Annotated in this window: 16 protein-coding genes and 2 pseudogenes; 11 read left to right on the top strand and 7 right to left on the bottom strand. The window is 64.2% G+C overall.

All coding sequences use genetic code 11. The features are described 5' to 3' along the window. The 3 genes and pseudogenes from AC2FNS_RS12875 to phoB all read left to right on the top strand — a co-directional run. Positions 1–156, top strand: a pseudogene (locus tag AC2FNS_RS12875) (phosphate ABC transporter ATP-binding protein); the annotation flags it as partial. Further along, positions 153–881, top strand: a complete 729-nt coding sequence (gene phoU, locus AC2FNS_RS12870; protein WP_496711996.1) for a phosphate signaling complex protein PhoU — start codon at positions 153–155, stop codon at positions 879–881. The pseudogene AC2FNS_RS12875 and the gene phoU, both read left to right, overlap by 4 nt. Further along, a complete protein-coding gene (gene phoB, locus AC2FNS_RS12865) occupies positions 881–1,564 on the top strand; it encodes a phosphate regulon transcriptional regulator PhoB (RefSeq protein WP_496684579.1) in 684 nt (227 codons plus the stop codon). Before phoU ends, phoB begins: the two co-directional genes overlap by 1 nt. Here the strand turns inward: phoB and AC2FNS_RS12860 are convergent. The 3 genes and pseudogenes from AC2FNS_RS12860 to AC2FNS_RS12850 form a co-directional block, all read right to left on the bottom strand. Further along, positions 1,549–2,832 (bottom strand): annotated as a pseudogene (locus AC2FNS_RS12860) (O-antigen ligase domain-containing protein). The gene phoB and the pseudogene AC2FNS_RS12860 sit on opposite strands and share 16 nt — an antisense overlap. After that, positions 2,829–4,310, bottom strand: coding sequence for a GumC family protein (locus AC2FNS_RS12855; protein ID WP_496797773.1), 1,482 nt, complete (start codon positions 4,308–4,310; stop codon positions 2,829–2,831). Before AC2FNS_RS12855 ends, AC2FNS_RS12860 begins: the two are co-directional and overlap by 4 nt. Before the next feature lie 115 nt (positions 4,311–4,425). Beyond that, positions 4,426–5,040, bottom strand: a complete 615-nt coding sequence (locus tag AC2FNS_RS12850) for a response regulator transcription factor (RefSeq protein ID WP_496797774.1) — start codon at positions 5,038–5,040, stop codon at positions 4,426–4,428. Between the two features lie 253 nt (positions 5,041–5,293). Here AC2FNS_RS12850 and AC2FNS_RS12845 point away from each other — a divergent pair, with 253 nt between their 5' ends. From AC2FNS_RS12845 to AC2FNS_RS12830, 4 genes are all read left to right on the top strand, one after another. Then, complete coding sequence (locus tag AC2FNS_RS12845; RefSeq protein ID WP_496797775.1) at positions 5,294–6,667, top strand: WecB/TagA/CpsF family glycosyltransferase; 1,374 nt, start codon at positions 5,294–5,296, stop codon at positions 6,665–6,667. Between the two features lie 21 nt (positions 6,668–6,688). Further along, positions 6,689–7,576, top strand: a complete 888-nt coding sequence (locus tag AC2FNS_RS12840; RefSeq protein ID WP_496797776.1) for a UTP--glucose-1-phosphate uridylyltransferase — start codon at positions 6,689–6,691, stop codon at positions 7,574–7,576. A gap of 100 nt (positions 7,577–7,676) precedes the next feature. Beyond that, positions 7,677–8,177, top strand: coding sequence for a putative pterin-binding protein (locus tag AC2FNS_RS12835; RefSeq protein ID WP_496685562.1), 501 nt, complete (start codon positions 7,677–7,679; stop codon positions 8,175–8,177). A 61-nt stretch (positions 8,178–8,238) separates the two neighbouring features. Next, positions 8,239–10,797: a hybrid sensor histidine kinase/response regulator gene (locus AC2FNS_RS12830; protein ID WP_496797777.1), complete on the top strand. Its 2,559-nt coding sequence runs from the start codon at positions 8,239–8,241 to the stop codon at positions 10,795–10,797. Here AC2FNS_RS12830 and AC2FNS_RS12825 read toward each other — a convergent pair. Then, entirely contained in the window at positions 10,787–12,016 is a 1,230-nt protein-coding gene (locus tag AC2FNS_RS12825) for a polysaccharide biosynthesis/export family protein (protein ID WP_496797778.1), read from the bottom strand. The two genes, AC2FNS_RS12830 and AC2FNS_RS12825, sit on opposite strands and share 11 nt — an antisense overlap. Positions 12,017–12,211: 195 nt before the next feature. On the opposite strand from AC2FNS_RS12825, the gene AC2FNS_RS12820 reads away from it, so the two are divergent. From AC2FNS_RS12820 to AC2FNS_RS12805, 4 genes are read left to right on the top strand one after another with little or no spacing between them, the layout of a single operon-like run. Next, on the top strand, positions 12,212–13,450 hold the full coding sequence (locus tag AC2FNS_RS12820) for an oligosaccharide flippase family protein (protein ID WP_496797779.1): 1,239 nt from the start codon (positions 12,212–12,214) through the stop codon (positions 13,448–13,450). After that, on the top strand, positions 13,447–14,367 hold the full coding sequence (locus AC2FNS_RS12815) for a glycosyltransferase family 2 protein (RefSeq protein WP_496742530.1): 921 nt from the start codon (positions 13,447–13,449) through the stop codon (positions 14,365–14,367). Before AC2FNS_RS12820 ends, AC2FNS_RS12815 begins: the two co-directional genes overlap by 4 nt. Before the next feature lie 20 nt (positions 14,368–14,387). After that, on the top strand, positions 14,388–15,374 hold the full coding sequence (locus AC2FNS_RS12810) for a glycosyltransferase family 2 protein (protein ID WP_496742531.1): 987 nt from the start codon (positions 14,388–14,390) through the stop codon (positions 15,372–15,374). A gap of 14 nt (positions 15,375–15,388) precedes the next feature. Further along, complete coding sequence (locus AC2FNS_RS12805) at positions 15,389–16,372, top strand: glycosyltransferase family 4 protein (protein ID WP_496742532.1); 984 nt, start codon at positions 15,389–15,391, stop codon at positions 16,370–16,372. A 17-nt stretch (positions 16,373–16,389) separates the two neighbouring features. Here the strand turns inward: AC2FNS_RS12805 and AC2FNS_RS12800 are convergent, their stop codons facing one another. Genes AC2FNS_RS12800 through AC2FNS_RS12790 form a run of 3 tightly spaced genes read right to left on the bottom strand, consistent with a single transcriptional unit; the run spans position 16,390 to position 19,185 of the window. Then, positions 16,390–16,812, bottom strand: a complete 423-nt coding sequence (locus tag AC2FNS_RS12800) for a GNAT family N-acetyltransferase (RefSeq protein WP_496797780.1) — start codon at positions 16,810–16,812, stop codon at positions 16,390–16,392. 44 nt (positions 16,813–16,856) lie between these two features. After that, on the bottom strand, positions 16,857–18,134 hold the full coding sequence (locus tag AC2FNS_RS12795; protein WP_496711989.1) for an amylo-alpha-1,6-glucosidase: 1,278 nt from the start codon (positions 18,132–18,134) through the stop codon (positions 16,857–16,859). 10 nt (positions 18,135–18,144) lie between these two features. Then, positions 18,145–19,185 carry an ABC transporter ATP-binding protein gene (locus tag AC2FNS_RS12790; RefSeq protein WP_496711987.1) on the bottom strand — a complete coding sequence of 347 codons (1,041 nt, stop codon included), beginning with the start codon at positions 19,183–19,185 and terminating at the stop codon, positions 18,145–18,147. Positions 19,186–19,206: the final 21 nt, after the last annotated feature.

Below are 19,206 nucleotides of genomic sequence, written 5' to 3'. Positions count from 1 at the left end.
ATCGTGACCCATTCGATGCAGCAGGCCGCCCGCGTCAGCCAGAAAACCGCGTTTTTCCACCTGGGCAGCCTTGTCGAATACGGTGACACCGGCCAGATCTTCACCAAGCCCGAAGATCCCCGCACCGAATCCTATATCACCGGGAGGATCGGATGACCGACGAAGCCATGAAGGAAAAGCACATCGTCCGGTCCTTCGACACGGAATTGGAGGCCGTCCAGGCACACCTGATGCGCATGGGTGGGCTGGTCGAAACCGGGCTGTCCGATGCAATCAACGCGTTGCGCGATCGGGATGTGGATCTGGCCCAACGGACGGTCAAGGCCGACCGCAGCATCGACGAGTTGGAAGAGCTGGTGAAGACCGAGGCCGCCAACATCATAGCGCGCCGTGCCCCCACCGCCGTCGATCTGCGCGTGGTTCTGGCCACCTTCACCATCGCCAATCAACTGGAACGCAGCGGCGACCACGCCAAGAACATCGCCAAGCGCGCCATCACCATCGCGGCATCGTCCAGCCTGGACGAGGTGACCGCGGCGATCGCACGCCAGGCCCAGTTGGTCCAGGCCATGCTGGCCGACGCACTGGATGCGTTTATGCAGCGTGATCTGGACGCGGCGCAAAGCATCCGTGAACGCGATGCCGAGGTGGATTCGGTCTACAACAACGTGTTCCGGACCCTACTGACGCACATGATGGAAAAACCGGCCAATATCACCGCAGGCATGCACTTGCACTTTGTCGCAAAGAACCTTGAGCGGATCGGCGACCACGCCACCGGTATCGCCGAGCAGACGATCTACCTGATCGCCGGCGAGTTACCGGATGATGATCGTCCACGTCAGGATCAGACACCAACGGAAATGACCGAGGTCCGGTGATGCCCACCCCTACGATCCTTGTCGTCGAAGACGAGCCGTCCCAGCGCGAGATCATCCGCTACAATCTTGAGGCCGAGGGGTTCACGGTCGTACAGGCCGAGAACGGCGACGAAGCCCTGCTGCAGATCAAAGAGGCCCCGCCCGACCTTATCTTGCTGGACTGGATGCTGCCCGGCGTTTCCGGGATCGAGATCTGCCGGCAGCTGAAGATGACCGCGGCCACCCGTGCGATCCCCGTTATCATGCTGTCGGCCCGGTCCGACGAGGTCGACAAGGTGCGGGGGCTGGAAACCGGTGCCGACGACTATGTCACCAAGCCCTATTCGGTGATCGAGCTGATGGCCCGGGTCAAATCCCAGTTCCGGCGGACCCGCCCCGCTGCCGTGGGCGAGCGGTTGGAATACGATGACATCGTTCTGGATGGCGAAACGCACCGTGTGACCCGCGCGGGCGAGGACATCAAGCTGGGTCCGACCGAGTTCCGGCTGCTGTCGACCTTCATGGAAAAGCCGGGCCGGGTCTGGAGTCGCGAACAATTGCTCGACCGGGTCTGGGGGCGCGATATCTACGTGGATACCCGGACCGTCGATGTGCATATCGGGCGTTTGCGAAAAGCTTTGACGGTGCGTGGGGGGGATGACCCGATCCGCACCGTGCGCGGGGCCGGTTACGCGCTCGGCTGAGCCCGGACCTCTGCCATTTCGCGCAGGTGGCACCCCAGCATCAGCAGCGCGGGCCAGAGCAGATAGGCCTCGATCTCGATGTTTTCGCCGAAGGTCAGCAGCAGAAGGGTCGTCAATAGGCCCAGCGGCAGCCGTCCCCGCGCTGAGCGGACCGCGTCGGTGATCACCACGCCGAAATGCACGGCGAAGGGGACAAGAAACGCTACGAAACCGGTGATGCCTTTAACGAACAGAAGGCCGTACCAGGTGTGGTGGCTTCCGATGGGCATGTATTAGACCAAATGCGCACCGGGCTGAACCGTTCCGTGACCAAACAGCACCGCGTCGGACTGCCAGCGTTCATAGGCGATGCGTTGCAGGGTTTCGCGCACGCGTGTGCTGTCGGCGCGCGCCGATTTGAAATTCTGCAGCGCCTGATTGCCGAGATCGATCGCGGCGGCCCCCCACGCAGCGGACGCCGTCGCCACGGCCGACACCAGAAACCATCCGACGCTGCGCGCCACCAGCGGCAAAAGGCGCGGCCCCAGCGTGCAGGCCACCAGCCCGACCAGCCCCATGCGGGATTTCGACGCAAAGATCATGAGAATACCCGCGCTCAGCCCGACGGCCATCCATCCCCGGTGCCGTTCTTCGAGTGCGAACAGGACCATGCATACCCCCAGCAGGGCGGCAAATGGCGACCAGGGCGCGAAGAACTGCCACCGGGGCGTCCAACTGGCCGGGTCGATCGTGTAGAGATAGACTGAGAAATACTCGGGCCCCGGCCCACCTACCGCCTTGAGCGGTGAGGTGAAGATCTGGCTGGGCAGGCCCAGATAAGGTGCCGCCAACAGCGGGGGCGCAAGGCACAGGGTCCACAGCCCCAGTCTGCACTGGCCCCGCACCAGAACCTCGCGCCGGATCGGCAGCACGGCCCCGGCCAGGATGAACAATGGAATAAGCGCCCAGCCCTTGGCCCAGCCGATCGAGGACTTGATGGTCTTGCTCAGCCCCAGCCCCCAATCCAGATGGCCGGCCCACAGTGCAAACAGCATCAACAGCATGCCGGCCATCCATGGCCAAGCCAGCGCCGGAACCGGCCCGGTGGCCCGCAAATCCGGACGGATCGCCGGCCCCAGATACAAGGCCAGCGCCGCCAACCCCGCCAAGCACCATCCCAGCACCGGCCCCACGACATAGAGCGCGCCGATGGCATAGAACGGCCATGTCCAGACCAGCGCGCACCAGACAAGCCGCTCGGCCGGGTTCTGCGGCTCGGCCCGGGTCATGCCTTGTTCTCGCCTGTGGTTTTCAACAGCCGCGAGATCAGCGGGTTACGGACCCATGCCAGCGTCAGCCCGATCAGAAGCATCAACGTGGCGGCAATCCCGGCCGCGATCGACAGCTTCTTGTTGGGTGAAGACGGCCGGTCCGGCAGCGACGGATTTTCCAGCACCTGGATCAGCGGGTACGAGGCATAGACATCGGTCTTTTTAGATTCCGACCGGGCGATGGCCGAGGCAAAAACGGCTTCGGCCACGGCAAAATCCCTTTGACGGTCTTCAAGTTCGGCGGCCACCGGCGCCAGCGCGGACAGGCGCGAAGTTTCGGCCGCGACCTGTGCGGCGAGGGTTTTTACATGCTTCTCCTGCCCCGCGCGCAGGGCGTTTTCGCGGACAAGCTCGCTGAGCAACTGCGCGCGCTCTCCCTCGGGGGCGCGGTCCAGACCCGAGAGCTGCTCGACCGACAGGCCGGTCACCTCGGCCGCGCGTTGGACGGCAACCTTTCGTGCGCCTTCATATTCCTCCCGCGCTGTGCGATAGACCGGATGGCGCGGCCCGTAATTGGCATCGGCCTGCGCCAGCTTGGCCGCGCCGGCCGAGACATCCTTGAGCAGCGATATGTATTGCGCGTCGGCGTACAGCTTTAGCGTCACCGCAGCGGCATCCGGAGGCAGATCCAGCGCCACTTCAAGCGCCGCGACGCGCTCGGCCTGGCGGGCCAGCGTGCTTTCCTCGGCCCGCAGCGTTTGGCGCGCACGGTCAGTGGCGGCCACCTGCTCACGGTATTGGGCGGCAGAGAGCAGCCCACTCTGCCGCTGCAACTGCTCGATCGCAGCGCGGGTTTCACGAACCGAGCGCTGATAGTCTTCTATTGCGCCGCTGTTGCTGGCTTCGCGCGTGGCGATTTCGTCCGCGCGCAAGGCGTCGATCTCGGCAAAGAACGCAGCGACAAGGGCATCGCCGTGGCGTTGCGCGTCCCCCGGGCTGGCGGCCTCCATTTCGATATGGATCAGGCTGGTCTGGTCCACCAGGCGGATGCGCGGCTTGCCGAACGCATCGCGTTCCGCGCCGACGGCGCGCGCCGCCGCATCCAGGATGCGATCCGCAGACAGCAGGCGCTTGTAGGTTTCGGTGGGGCTGATCGACCCGTTGGCAAAGGCTGAATTGGCGTAGGACGAGGCCTGCCCGATATTTGCCAGATTGACCGAGGCCGACGCGCCCGATCCCGGCAGGATCAACGAGGCGTGGGATGCGTATTTGACCGGCGCGGTTGCCAGATACCCGCTGATCGGGGCCCAGATGCAGCTGGACCCCAGAAGAAAAAGCGCAACATATCGCGGCAATCGTCCGGCATCGGTCAACCGCCCACCCTTGAGGACGCGCCGCCAACCCAGCGACCGGATGTCGCTGCGGCTGATGCGCGCCCAGTCCCAGCAACGGTTGGGCGCAAGGGGCTGATGGTTGTCGGAAATCTGGTTCGGCATATCACATCCTCTCTCAAAGAAGTGATAGACCGGGGCGGCATGGGCTTTCCGCTGCGCAATGGGTTAGACTGGGGCGGGTTGGGACAGGCCCCCTATCCGAAAGGATGGGCGTGGGTCAGAACAGGCCCGCCTCGCGCGCGGCCATTGCGGCCTGGGTCCGGTTGCTGACACCCACTTTGCGGTACAGCGTTTTCACATGCAGCTTGATCGTCGGCTCGGACAGGTCCAGATCGCGGGCGATCTCCTTGTTCGACTTGCCCTCGGTCAGACCCTTGAGGACCTGGCGCTCGCGCTCGGTCAGTTTTTTGGCCATCGGATGGGAGTCGTTCGGCTGCTCGGCGCTCATGAAACCGACGGGCAGATATTGCTCACCCATGGCCATGAAACGGATGGCGTTTACCAGCGACTTGGCCGGAAGGGTCTTGGGCACGAACCCGGCGGCCCCCAGTTCGAGCGCACGTTCGGCCAGACCGCGCGAGGCATCGCCGGTGAACAGCGCCACATGCCGCGCGCGATCCATGCCAATGCAGGTTTCCAGCCCACTCAGCCCGTTCATGCCCGGCATATTCAGATCCAGCAGAACCAGATCAAACGGACCCTCGGATTCGATCTTGGCCTTTGCGGTCGCAAAATCCGGCTTGGTGGTGGGTTCGATCCCGCCCGTGGCCTCAATGAAGGCGACAAGCGTGTCCAGAACCAGATCGTGATCGTCGGCGATAAGAACTTTCATCAATGAACTCCATGTGCCTCCACCCAGACCTGAAAAGGTTAATAGAGCATTGATGATCGGCGGTGAAGCCTACCGAACGGACAGGCAGATACCCGATCGGATAGGAGCAACTGGCCGGATTTCCGGGCGGTGCCGCATCCGGGCCGTGCCGATCAGCCGATTTCTCCGCCAACTCTCCTGATGCTCGTCTGTACCGGTGCCGACACCGCGGACAGGTTTAGGGCAACAGTTCAATTCATGTTCGGAGAGTTCCATGCACTTCCAAGCCGTAAACGCCCTTTTCGAAGGCGCACACACCACGCCCGGCACCGCGCTGCCGATCACCGAAATCCTTGGGCAGCCGGTGGTGAATGCAGAATCCGGGCCGGTCATCAACACGCTTTTGGACGGTCACCGCCGAACCGTTTTTTTCCTGAATGCGCATTGCGCGAATGTCCGGGCAAAGGATGACCAATATCGAGCAGCCCTGACGCAAGCCGACCTCGTCCTGCCCGACGGGATCGGTGTCGAGCTTGCTGCCTCGATGCAGGGCGAACGCCTGGCCGAGAACCTGAACGGAACCGACTTTGTCCCGCGCCTGGTCCGGCGCGCGGCCAAGCTGGGCCAGTCGGTCTATCTGCTGGGCGGAACGCCCGGCACCGCACAGGCCGCAGCAGCGCGCCTGCAAGACATGGCGCCCGGCCTTAGGATTGCCGGTTCCCGCGACGGGTTTGGGGGCATCGAACGGGCGGACGTAGCCTTGGACGAGATCAACCAGTCCGGCGCAGATATCCTGCTGGTGGCGATGGGCGTTCCGCTGCAAGAACTGTGGATTACGCGGCACCGCGCACGGCTGAACCCAAACCTGGTGCTGGGTGTCGGCGCGTTGTTCGACTTTCTGGCGGGCAACGTCCGGCGGGCCCCCGGGATCGTGCGGCGGGCCCGGATGGAATGGGCGTGGCGGCTGGCGATGGAGCCGCGCCGCATGGCCAGCCGCTATCTGATCGGAAATTTCGAATTTCTGGGACGGTGCGTCGCCCAGGCTCTCGGCGGGCTGACGCCCAGCCGTAGTCTTGACCTGACCGTTGCGCTGGCGGCCATGACGGTTCTGGCCCTTCCAATGCTGGCAATTGCCGCGCTTGTCCGGTTGGACAGCCGCGGCCCGGCCCTGTTCCGGCAGACGCGAGTGGGCAGGAACGGGGTTCCCTTCACCGTCTACAAGTTCCGCTCGATGACCACCGACGCCGAAGCACTACGGGCCAGCCTGCTGGCGCAGTCCGACCGCGCAGGCGTGTGCTTCAAGGCACGTCAAGATCCGCGTGTGACACGGGTGGGCAAGCTTCTGCGCCGCTTCTCGCTGGATGAGCTGCCGCAAATCCTCAACGTCCTCAAGGGCGACATGTCGATCGTCGGACCGCGCCCTGCCCTGCCTGAGGAGGTCGCCAAATACCCGCCGCGCGCGCTTGAACGCCTGGCCGTCCGCCCCGGGATCACCGGCCTGTGGCAGGTGTCGGGCCGGGCCGCCATCGACTTCGACCGGATGATTGACCTGGACACGGCCTATGTGCGGTCCCGCTCGGCCCTTCTGGATCTGATGCTGATTGCCATGACCGTGCGGGCCGTCGTGTCCGGCCGCGGCGCCTACTGAGAAAACCCAAGGAGAATTGATATGACCAAGATTCGCAAAGCCTTCTTTCCCGTCGCCGGACTGGGCACAAGGTTTCTGCCCGCGACCAAGACCGTGGCCAAGGAAATGCTGCCGCTGATCGACCGCCCGCTGATCCAATATGCCGTCGACGAGGCGCGCGCGGCCGGGATTGAAGAGTTCATCTTCATTACGTCGCCCGAGAAAACCGCGCTGGAGGCCTATTTTGGGCGGAATACGGCGCTTGAACGCAAGTTGAAGGATGGTGGTAAAACCGAGTTGTTGAACAACCTGCGCTGCGCCGATCTGGAGGATGGCAAATACTGCTTTGTCCGGCAGGACGCGCCCCGTGGATTGGGCCATGCTGTGTCGCTGGCGCGCGAATGTGTGGGCAACGAGCCGTTTGTCGTGATCCTACCCGATGACGTCATCAGCGCCCGACGCCCAGCCTTGGCACAGATGGTCCAAAGCTATTGTGACCAAAACGGCCACATGGTTGCGACCCAATCCGTGCCGTCCGACAGGATCGGGTCCTACGGGGTGGTCGATATCGCTCTGCAGGCCGGGCGTGTGCAGAGCCTGCGCGGCTTGGTTGAAAAGCCCAACCCCGAGCAGGCGCCGTCAAATTTCGGCATCGTCGGGCGGTATATCCTACAGCCGTCGATCTTTGGTCGTCTGGCCGGCCAGGCACCGGGTGCGGGAAATGAAATTCAGCTGACCGACGCCATCGCTGCGGATATCAAAACCGCTGGCTGCTCGGGCTATGCCTTCGCGGGTGAACGCTTCGACTGCGGCTCGGTCGCCGGGTATCTTGAGGCCACCGCGGTCTTTGCCCTGCAGCGGTCAGAGCTGCGCCAAGAGTTTGAGCGGATCATGGCGCAGCGCATGGGCCACCTGCGCCCGGCCGCGTAACGAAGGGCACCTATCCGTTCGGATAGGTGCTTATCCCGATGCCCGTCTGTTGCCCTGCTAAGCTTTCTGATCTTGTGCAGATGGACACTAGGAGAATGACATGCGGATTTTACTTGCAGCTCTGGCAATGGTTCTGACCTTGGGCCAGGCACAGGCTAAGGATCTGGCCGAACCCACCGGAGAGGTGGTTCTGACGATCACCGGCAACCTGACTCGGCCCGGAGCCGAGGACGGAGCGCGGTTCGACATGGACATGTTGAAAGCCCTGCCCGCGCGGACTTTTGCGACCTCGACGATCTGGACCGAAGGTGAGAACACCTTTGTCGGCGTGCCGTTGTCGGTCCTGCTGGAGGCTGTCGGTGCAGATGGCCGCATGATCCGCGCCACGGCGATCAACGACTATGCGGTTGAAATCCCGATAGACTCAGTTACTGAAAGCGACCCGATCGTGGCTTATGAGATGGACGGCGCCGAGATGTCGCGCCGGCAGAAGGGCCCGCTGTGGATCGTCTACCCCTATGACAGCGACCCGAAATACCAGACCGAGGTGACCTATTCGCGCAGCATTTGGCAACTCGATCGCCTCGAGGTCGTTAAATAGCTTGCAACCGGACCGAGTGCAGTAATGAGTAAAGCGCAGTGAACTATCGATGGGGCTCGGATTGAGCGGTACCGGCACGCACATTTTGCGACGCCGATGGGTCTTCGGGCTCATCGGCTTTGGCGTTTTATTAGGTCTGGTCGCGGTAGCGTGGCTGTCGGCGCAGGTGTTTACAGATTTCAACGACCGGCGGGCGGCGCTTTCGGACAATGTCCAATGGACGCTGTCGCAGGTCGAGGTTGACTATCTGTCCTACCTGAACGCTCTGGAAACTGCGTCGGCGGCCCAGGACGCGGAACATGGCACATTGGATCTGGTGCGCCGGCGGTTCGACCTGTTCTACAGCCGTGTCGATACGCTGGCACAATCCCGTGTGTTTCAACCGTTGCGCCAGGATGACCGGTTCCGCTTGCCGTTGGAGCGGGTGACCCAGCACCTGAACGCCGCAATCCCGTTGATCGACGGGCCGGATGCGGAGCTGGCCGAACAACTGGACGATCTGAAACGCGCCGCCTTTGAGATCGGTCCGCATGTCCGCACGTTGGCCGTTTCGGGCATCTCGTATTTTGCCACCGAGTCGGACCAGCAGCGCACCCAGACCGCCGCAAATCTTCTGCGATTGGCGATTCTGTCGGGAGCCTTGCTTCTGACCTTGGGTGCCGTCAGCGCCTATCTTCTGGTGGTCAACCAGCGCGCCACGCGCCGCGGCAGGGCGCTGCGGCAGGCGAATGAACGGATGAACACGATCCTCTCCACCTCGTTGGACGCGGTGATCGTGGTCGATTCCAAGGGCGACGTGATCGAGTTCAACCCAGCTGCCGAGGCAATATTCGGCTATACGGCAGATCAGGCACGGGGTCGCGCGATTGGTGACCTGATCGTGCCGCCGCATCTGCGCGCGGCTCATCGTGCCGGCATGGAACGTATGCAGGCTGGTGGAGAACGGCATGTCGTCGGTAAGGGGCGGGTCCAGTTGGAGGCGATGCGCGCGGATGGCGAGCAGTTCCAGGTCGAACTGGCGCTGCAATCGGCCCGGGCGGGTGATCAGGAAATCATCATTGGCTTTGTCCGTGACATCTCGCAGCGGGTGGCGGCGCAGCAGGAACTGATCCATGCCCGCGACCAAGCCCTGGCCGGTGAAAAGGCCAAGGCCGATTTCCTGACCGTGATGAGCCACGAAATCCGCACGCCGCTGAACGGGCTGCTGGGCAACCTCACGCTGTTGAAGAACACCCGCACCACCCGCGAACAGGCGCGGTTCGTCGAGAACATGGAAATCTCGGGCCAGATCCTCCTGAGCCACGTCGACTCCGTTCTGGACATCGCCCGGTTCGAGGCCGGGAAACTGTCGGTCGCGTTGCAGCCGACCGACCTGAACGACATCCTGCAAGAGATTGTGGACGGTCAAAGCGGCAACGCCGCATCGCGGGGGAACTCTATCTCTTGGCAATGGGTGGGCGAGGCGCGCCCCTGCGTCGCCGCCGATGCCCAAAGGTTGCGGCAGATTCTTCTGAACCTTGTCGGCAATGCCATCAAGTTCACCGAAAACGGCCGGATTTCGATCGAGGTCGAAGTGACCGAGCCTGGCCCCTCTGCGGGGGTCAACATCTTTGAATTCCGCATCATCGACACGGGCAACGGTATTGGCTCGGATGAGGTCGACGTGATCTTTGATGATTTCCACACCAGTGATCCAACCATCGGTCGAGCCACCGGGGGCAGCGGTCTGGGACTGGGCATCGCACGTCGGTTTGCTCAGGCCATGGGCGGAGAGATCGGCGTCGAAAGCACGCCCGGCGAGGGCAGCGTGTTCTGGGTTCGCCTGCCGCTGCAGGACGCGGAATTGGACGCCAACGTTGACAGCGACCAGCCAGAGGTTCAGCACGCCCAGCCGTTGGACGTGCTGGTGGTCGAGGACAACGAGATCAACCGCGAGGTGATCTGCAACATGCTGAAACTGGACGGCCACCGGGTGACGGTTGCCCAGAACGGTCAACTGGGCGTGGACGCGGCGGCAGCGCATCGATTCGACGTGATCCTGATGGATATCAGTATGCCGGTCATGGACGGCCCGACTGCGACGCGCCACATCCGCAGCGGGGGAGGGCCTTCGGCGGACATACCGATCATTGCCGTTTCGGCCAACGTGCTGCCTGATGCGGTCGACGAGTTTAGCTCCGCCGGGATGACGGCCTTTGTCGGCAAGCCGATTGCCCTGGATGCCTTGCGCAAGGCCCTGAGGGCGGTCACCGAACCCGACGCTTTGATCCAGCCCGAGGACGAAGCGGATCACATCGGCGATCTGCGCGCCAGCCTTGGCGCCGACGTGTTTGATAAGCTGCTTGCCAAATACCTGTCCGAAGGGGATGCCATCGTCGCGCAACTTGCCCAGTTGGAGGCCGGTGAAGCCGATCTGCACCAGGTCGCGCAGGAGTGTCACAGGCTGGCGGGAAGCGCGGCGACCTTTGGTGCGATTGGGTTCCGTGATGCGCTGATTGCAGTCGAGATGGCCGCAAAATCCGCAGACCGTCAGCAAGTCACTGACCTGTTGTGCGGTCTGCCCACAGTATGGGAGCGGGCAAAAGCTGCGCTGCCCGCCCCCGGTGCGGTCAAGGGCTGAGCAGAACCGCGGCCCCGACGATGCCCAGCGACCGGGCGATTTCGGTAACTCCGGTGACCTTGCTGTCGTAACAGGCAACGGCATCACCCGGCAGAACATAGGGATCGTAGTCGTCGCGGTCTCCGCGACGCAGCAGCTTTTCGATATTGCGCTCGATCACGACCGAGGATCCGGTCACGGGGTTGCGCGTGAACAGCACTGCGCTGCGGTTAGCGTTTGTCGTCTTCGACCCGCCGACGCAGTTGCTGTCGACCACGGCTTGCAGGAACCGGGTGCCATACGGCACCTCGCGCACGTCGCGCCCGATGGCGGACTGGGCGTTGCCCGCGGCCGGTTGGGTCAGGTTCGACATGTAAAGCGTCACGCCGGGCGGGCTGATCGGGCTGGGGCGCATCAGCGCGTCCTGGAAGCACCCGCGACTGTTGACCACGATCTGGTCGCCGGTCAGCAGCATGATGTCGGTCGGGTCCGATCCTTCGAACACGCCGCGCAGATCCATGCGATAGATGCGCCCCTGACGGTGCAGCTCGACCGCCGAAAGATCGGCATCCGGCCGCACCCCGCCCGCGGCCCGCAGCGCCACCGACAGGTTGCGCCCTTCGGTCGAGGCCCCCAGCGCGCCCTGGCGCCGACGGTCGAGGGAATCGCCCGGAACACCGCCGATCTCGACCGAGTGCGGCTCGAACACCGCGCCGCGCACACCCACGGTCACCGAGGCAAAATCGCTGACCCTCACGGTTACGCGGGGTTCGGCGTCATAGAACTGGGCCGCAACCAGAACGCGGGCCACCTCTTGTTCGACCTGCTCGGTGGTGCGGCCCTGGGCGCGCACGGGTGGCAGGTAGGGCAGCTTGAGGTCTCCGTCACGCGAAACGACATAAGCGTCGCTCAGCAGATCATCCCCTTCGATGGTGATCTGAACCATGTCGTTGCGCGAGAGTTTCTCGCCCAACAAGGGGCTGAGCGCTGGTTGAGACCATTTCGCATAGGCACGTGCGCCCTGGTCGCCGGCCTGCGGCATGCAGATCTGGCCGTTCATCGCGGCGGCTTGCAACAATGGCGTGTCGCCCCGCCGACGTCCGGGTTCGCGGTATTGCGCCTGATAGCTTTCGCCGCGTGATACGGCTTCGATGTTGCGGGGGGTCTGCATGCTGCTGCACCCCAGCAGGGTCGAGGCGCTGACCGCCGTAATAAGGAAAGTCTTGAAACTCATGGTCATTTTCATCTCCTGATCTGTCACAGAAGATAAACCCCGCCGCGCGGCCTGCGTCAGTCCGGCATCGGGATGACGGCTTGTCCCATTCGGATAGGTCCCTCTCCGAACGGTCCTCTGCCCCGTCCGACCGCGTCCGGGACACAGACCTTGGCCACCCGTAAAACGGAACCAACAACTGTTTTTCGGGATCACGGCGTCATGACGCACAGCTTTGCACAATCCGGTTTTCTGCGGCACCTGTTGGTCTATACCGCCTCCGGAGTGGCGGCCAAGGCGTCGCGGCTGGTCGTCGTGGTGGCCGTTGCCCGTACCCTGAGCCCCGAAGCGATCGGTCTGGCCGCAGCGGCTCTGGCGGCGGGCGACATCCTCAAGGCGCTGACCGAGAACGGGGTGAACCAGCGTATCATTCAGGCCCCGCCCGAGGAGCTGGCGCAGCGGTGCAACACGGCGCACCGCATCTTCTGGGTCTGGTGCGCGGGGCTGTGCCTGCTGCAACTGGCTGTCGCGGCGGCGCTGTTCGCCATGGGCCACACGATGCTGGCGATGCTGTTGGCGGTGCTGGCCGGGGAATACCTGTTCATGCCGGCGGGCCTGGTTCAGGCCGCACTGGCAATGCGCGAGGGCAAGCTGCAGCAGACCGCCGCGATCGCCGGCGGGCAAGTCGTGGGGGCCAATGCCCTGACGGCGCTGCTTGCGGTAGTCTGGGCCTCGCCTCTGGCATTGGTTCTGCCGCGCCTGCTGACTGCACCTGTCTGGCTGGTGCTGATGCGCCGCCTGCGTCGGTGGTCGCCTGATCGTCGGGCCGGGTTTGCAGCCTTGAAACCTTTCGCGGTCTACGGCTGGGCCGTTCTGGGCGTCGAACTGGTCAAGGTTCTGCGCCTGCAGGCAGACAAGCTGGTGGTGGGCGCAATGATGGGCGCCGAGGCACTTGGCATTTATTTCATGGCCTTCAATGCGGGCCTTGGGCTGGCCACTTCGTTCACGCAAGCCTTCTCGGTCGTTCTGTTCCCGCATCTGTGCGCGGCCGAGGACAAGCACGGGGCGCTGCGCCACGGGCTGGGCCTGTCGCTGCTGATCCTGACGCCGCTGGTTTTGCTGCAGGCGGCACTGGCCCCGGTCTATGTGGCGCTGCTGCTGGGACAGGGCTGGGCCGAAATCGCCCCGGTGGTATCGGTTCTGTGCCTTGCGGCCCTGCCGACGGTGATCTGGTCGGCGGTCGCCGGGTGGCTGCGGTCGGAAAACCGCCCCGTCACCGAATTACGAGTCAGCACGGTTCTGGCCGTGGGCCTGATCGCCAACACTACCCTGATGGCGCCGCTCGGCCTGATGCCCGTCGCCGTCGGGTACGTCTGCACCTGCAGCGCCATCATGCTGGCCGCTTCCTGGGCGCTGCTGCCGCGGGGTTCTGCTATCATTCAGGAGGCGCGCGCCCAATGACCCGGTTTTCCATCATCGTTCCCTTCCACAATGACGCGGCAACCATTGCCGCCACCCTGAATAGCCTGCTGGGGCAGAGCTTTGCGGATTTCGAACTCATCTGCGTGGGCGACAAGCCCTCGCGCCAGACGACCGAAGTTGTCCGGCAATTTTGCGCGCGCGACGCCCGGGTGCGGGTTGAGGCCAACCCCAATCGCGGCCCCAGCTCTGCGCGCAACCATGGTGCGGCAGTGGCCACCGGCGACATCCTCGCGTTCTGCGACGCGGATGACCTGTGGGTCACCGACAAGCTGGCCCAATTGGACCGGTTGTTTGCAGATACCAGCATTGATGCGGCCTTTGGCCAGATCGGGTTCTTTTCCGAAACCCCCGGCGATTGTCCGACGCGCTCAACGGTTCCCACCGATCCCCTGACCATTCCAGACCTGCTGGCGGAAAATGCGGTGTGCACGATGTCGAACCTTGCAGTGCGCCGCCAGGTGTTCGCTGCTGTCGGCGGACTGAACCCGGCTGCGGTCCACAACGAGGATCTCGAGCTGCTGATCCGCTTGGCAGGCGACGGCCACGTGATCATCGGCGTCGATCGCCTGCAGGTCTGGTACCGGACCAGCGGCAGCGGTCTGTCTTCGGACCTCGAGGCGATGCGGGCCGGGCGCGCAAGGGCGGTTGCAACAGCGGCCCGCTATGGCGTTTCACCATCGCCTGCATCTGAGGCGATTTACATGCGGTATCTGGCCCGCCGCGCGCTGCGTCTGGGGGCAGAACCGTCGATGGCCCGCGCCTATGCCCGCGCCGGTCTGGCGCTGAGTGCGCGCAGCTTTCTCAACCCCATTCGGCGCGGTGTGCCCACTGCACTTGGCGCGGCACTGGCCCCCGCCCTGCCCCGCCCGATCCGTCAGGCGCTGTTTGCCCGCTGATCCCAACCAGGAGACCCAAAATGCCCCAGGCATCCATTATCGTTCCCGCCTACAACACCGCCGCGACCCTCGCCGAGACTCTGGCCTCGCTTCTGTCGCAGACCCATGACGATTTCGAGATCATCATCGTGGATGACGGTTCGCAAGACGAAACCCGGGCCATTGCCCGCGCCCATGCGACCGACCCAAAAGTGCGGTTGATCCGGCAGGAAAACCGTGGCTTGGCCGGGGCGCGCAATACCGGCATCGCGGCCGCGCGGGGAGAGTTCGTTGGCTTCTGCGACGCCGACGACTTGTGGCTGCCCGAAAAGCTGGCCACCCATGTGCGCCACCTGCAGGCCGAACCCGACCTTGCGATCAGCTATTCCGGCAGTGCCATGATTGACGAGGGTGGTCGGCTGATGCGCGTCCGCCAGTCGCCGCGCCTGCGGGACGTAACGGCGGCACATGTCCTGAAACGCAACCCGATCGGCAATGGATCGGCAGCGGTGATGCGCAAATCCGCCTTGCTCGATCTGGCCTACCGTCCGGCGTTCGAGTCCAAGCGCGACTGGGTCTTCGACGAAACCTTCCGCCAATCCGAGGACATCGAATGCTGGCTGCGGCTGATGCTGACGACGGATTGGCAAATCGCAGGCGTACCAGGGTTGCTGACCCGCTACCGGATCCACGCGACCGGCCTGTCGGCGGCTTTGGACCGGCAGTTGCAGGCGTGGGAGCGGATGGTCGACAAGCTGCGTCCGCTGAACCCCGAATTCTTTGCCCGGCACGAGGCGGCGGCGCGCGCCTATCAGCTGCGCTATCTTGCGCGCCGCGCAGTCAGCAATCTGGATCCGCACAAGGCTTGGGAGCTTGCGCAGCGGTCGGTTTCAACCAGCGCCCGACCCCTGATCGAAGAACCCGCCAAAACGTTGACCACCATCATCGCAGCCGCAGCCCTGCGCGCGGTCGGGCCAGCGCCTGTTGTTCAAGCCGGTCGCCTCATGCGCCGCCAGACTTCCATCTGAACCGAGGTTTTCAAATGTCCAAGATCACCGTTCTTCACCTTGTTGATGACACCACGGCCGGCGGAGTCATGCGTATGCTCGACCATCTTGCGCAGCTGCCCGAACTGGCCGGCGAAGTCCACCAAGAGGTTCGCCCGGTCAAGCGGACCGCCTTCAGCTGGGGCAGTTTCGACGCCAATGTCATCGTGTGCCACATCGCCCCCGGCTGGCGCTGCCTGCCGGCCTTCTCGGCCTTGCGGGCGATGCATCCCACCACGCGGCTGGTGCATGTCGAGCACAGCTATACCCGGTCTTTCACCGCCTTGAACGTGCCGCACAAGCGGCGGTTCTTTGCGATGCTGCGCGTGACCTATTCGTTGTTCGATCAGGTCATCGCCGTCAGCAAGGCGCAGGCCGGTTGGATGGCTGAACGGCGGTTGACCCCCGCATCCAAGCTGAGTGTGATTTCGCCCCAGGTTGACCTAAGCGCTGTTGCCCGCGCAGCCGGGCCGGTCGAGGTGGCCCGGGTCATCGGTGCGATCGGACGGCTCGAGCCGCAGAAAGGCTTCGATCTTCTGATCGAAGGGTTTCGTATGTGCCCCAACCCCGATGCGCGGCTTGTGATCTTTGGTGAGGGCAGCCAGCGCGACCGCCTTGTGGCCTTGGCCGCAGGCGACCAGCGGATTGAGTTTCGTGGCCACGCCGACGACCCAGCCGAAGCCTATCGGACCGTGGACGTGGTGGCGATGCCCTCGCGGTGGGAGGCCTATGGGCTGGTGGCGGATGAGGCGCGCGCGGCGCGGCGTCCGGTCATCGTCAGCATGGTCGACGGTCTGCGAGACCGGATCGGGGCAAGCGGTGTGATTCCGTGCGGATCCGATCCCAAGGCCTGGCGCAAATCGATCGAGGCAGTTCTGGCGGGTACGCCTCCGGTGGTTCCCGCCCTTGCGCCTAAGGCAGATAAATCCCGCTATGCTCAGCGGTGGCAACAGGTGTTCGATCCGGCCAAACGGTTGTGAGGGCGGCGTGGCCACGGCTACAGCAAGGGGCGCCACAAGAACCAGCGGCAATGTCCGGGCGGGTTTTGCGTGTGCGTGTTGGCCAGGCGACCAAAGGGCTCGAAGCCCGAAGCCTGATAGAACCGTGTGGCGGCCGGGTTTGATGTGTCCAGCCACGCAGAATGACACCCGCGTCGGCGCGCCTCGTCAAAGGCGTGGTCCAGCAACTGCCGACCCAAACCGCGGCGTCGATGGGCCGGGTCGATCCATAAGGTCTTGATCAGCAGCCACCCATAGGAGGTGGCGCCATGCAGGCCGCCAACCCGGCCCTCGCCGTCCTGCGCAATCAGCGTGATGCTGTCATTGACCCCTTGGGGCGCAGTGGCCCGCAATTCCGCAAGAAGGGCTTGCTCGACCCAGTCCGCTTGCCCGGGGGCGGAAACAATGGACGGTCCCGCCATCGGTCAGTCCGGTATCCATTGGGCGGGGACCGGTGCAGCGCCGTTCATGCCGGAGTGGTTTCCGCGTTCAGGATCTCGATCACCATCGCGGCCGTCCAGGTAAAGCTGCTGCCGCCGCAGGGTTCGGCAGTGACTGGGTCGTAATACTCGGCAAAGCCGCTTTGCTCGATCAGGCGCAGGCTGTCGTCGACGATCCGCTGCACGATCCGGGTCTGGCCCGCGCGTTTCAGACCATCGGCGATCATGTAGTTCACGATCAGCCAGACCGGCCCGCGCCAGTACCTTAGTCCGTCGAATTCAGGGGCCGCCGGGTCGTGGCTGGGCACCAGATACGGGACTGCGGCTCCGATGGCGTCCAACCGCTGGGCGATGGCCTGCGCGCGGCGCTCGGGGATGGGACAGAACGCCGCCAACAAGCCGCCGATCGAGGGGCTGTCGATCAGCGCCCCGGTGGCCCGATCAAAGCACAAATATTGCCCGCGGGTCTCGCTCCACAGGGCGTCCATCGCCGCGATGCCCGCCTGGGCAAAGGCGCGCGAAGCGCTGGCGATCTCGGCCTCGCCCAAGTCGTCGGCCAGCGCAGCAAGGTCAAGGCACGAGCGGATCAGGATCGCGTTGAATCCCGGGTCCACGACCCGGAACGGCGAGGCATCATGCAGCTTGGAATTGTCCCAGCCAAGGTCGCGGAAATGTTGCACCAGCCAGATATAGCGGCGGTATTCTTCGTCGGTCGGCCTGTGCGCCGGGTTGGCATGGGCTACGTCGCGACGCTGGAACGGAGCCACGCCCTCGGTCGGGACCCGGGCCAGCGCCGCATCCCAATCGACCGAGTTGTCGCGCCCCGATTCCCACGGGTGAATGATGGCGACCAGACCGGTACCCTGCGGGTCGCGGTTCGTGAAGAACCATTGATGCCAGGCGTGGATCTTGGGCAGCAGGGCGCGGGCCTGCGCATCGGCCAGCTCCCGGTTCTTCGCCCGCGCATGGATCCGCCGCACGGCGAACCCGGCCACCGCCGGCTGCGTGATGCCCGAGGTGGGAACCGCGCGGCCCGTGGCCCAGACATCCGGCCCTGGGAAATAGCCGTCATTCATCTCGTGGAAGATGATATGCGGCACCATGCCGTCATCCCACTGATGCCGGAACAAGGTCTCGATCTCGCGCCAGGCGCGGGCCTCGTCGAAATGCGAGAACCCAAGGGCGCTGAGCGCGCTGTCCCAGTTCCACTGGAACGGATAGAGGCCGTGGGTGGGCACCGTGTAGTCGCCCCGGTCGTTTCGGGCCAGAACGGCGCGGGCCTGTTCGATCAGATCCTGTTTCATTGCGCGCTCCTCAGGCCACGGCCAGGGTTGTTTCGGGGTCGAACCAGCGCACCCGGTCGGGCTGCGGGGCCAGGGTCAGGGTGTCGCCGCGGCGGACGGTCAGATCGCTGTCCAGAACCGCGCGGAACAGGGCGCCATCCACGCTGCAGGTGACCAGAAGGTGCGCGCCCAACGGTTCGACCACCTTGACCGTGGCGGCCAGGCCCGTGTCGGCCGGGCGCAGATCCTCGGGGCGGATGGCGAAATGTAGCGGCGTGGTCCGGGACGGCCCGTCGAGGATCTGGCCCGCGACTGTCCATTTGCCGTCTCTGGTCGGAGTGGCGGGCAGGAAGTTCATCGGCGGATTGCCGATGAATCCGGCCACGAACTCGGCCGCCGGGTTGCGGTAGACCTCGATCGGCGAGGCCGCCTGAACGATCTTGCCCTGATGCATCACGCTGATCCGGTCGGCCATGCTCATGGCTTCGACCTGGTCGTGGGTGACGTAGATGGCGGTGGTGTTGCTTTCGGCCAGAACGCCTTTGAGCTCGGCCCGCATCTCCATCCGCAGCAGCGCGTCCAGGTTCGACAGCGGCTCGTCCATCAGGATCACGTCGGGCTCCATCGCCAGGGCGCGGGCCACGGCGACGCGCTGGCGCTGACCGCCGGACAGCTCGCCCGAATAGCGCCCCAGCAGCTGGTCGATATGCATCAGGCCCGCAGTGCGCTCGACCCGGCGCTTGACCTCGTCATTGGGCAGTTTCTGCATCCGCAAGCCGAACCCGATGTTTTCGAACACGGTCAGGTGCGGGAATACGGCATAGTTCTGGAACACCATGGCGATGCCCCGATCCTTGGGCGGCTGGTGATCCACCCGGCGCCCGCCGATCCAAACCTCGCCCTCGGTCGCGGTTTCCAGCCCGGCGATGATCCGTAGCAAAGTGGTCTTGCCGCAGCCCGAGGCCCCCAGCAGAACCATGAATTCCTGGTCTTTGATGGTCAGGTTGATGTCGTGCAGCGCCTGATAGCTGCCAAAGCGTTTCGCGACATTTTTTATTTGAATTTCTGCCATTATTCCAACTCCTTGGGGCTG

It is taken from the genome of Ruegeria sp. BHSA191, assembly GCF_059613325.1.
Note: the sequence above shows the minus strand (reverse complement) of the source record. Positions and strands in the feature narration are given on the sequence as shown.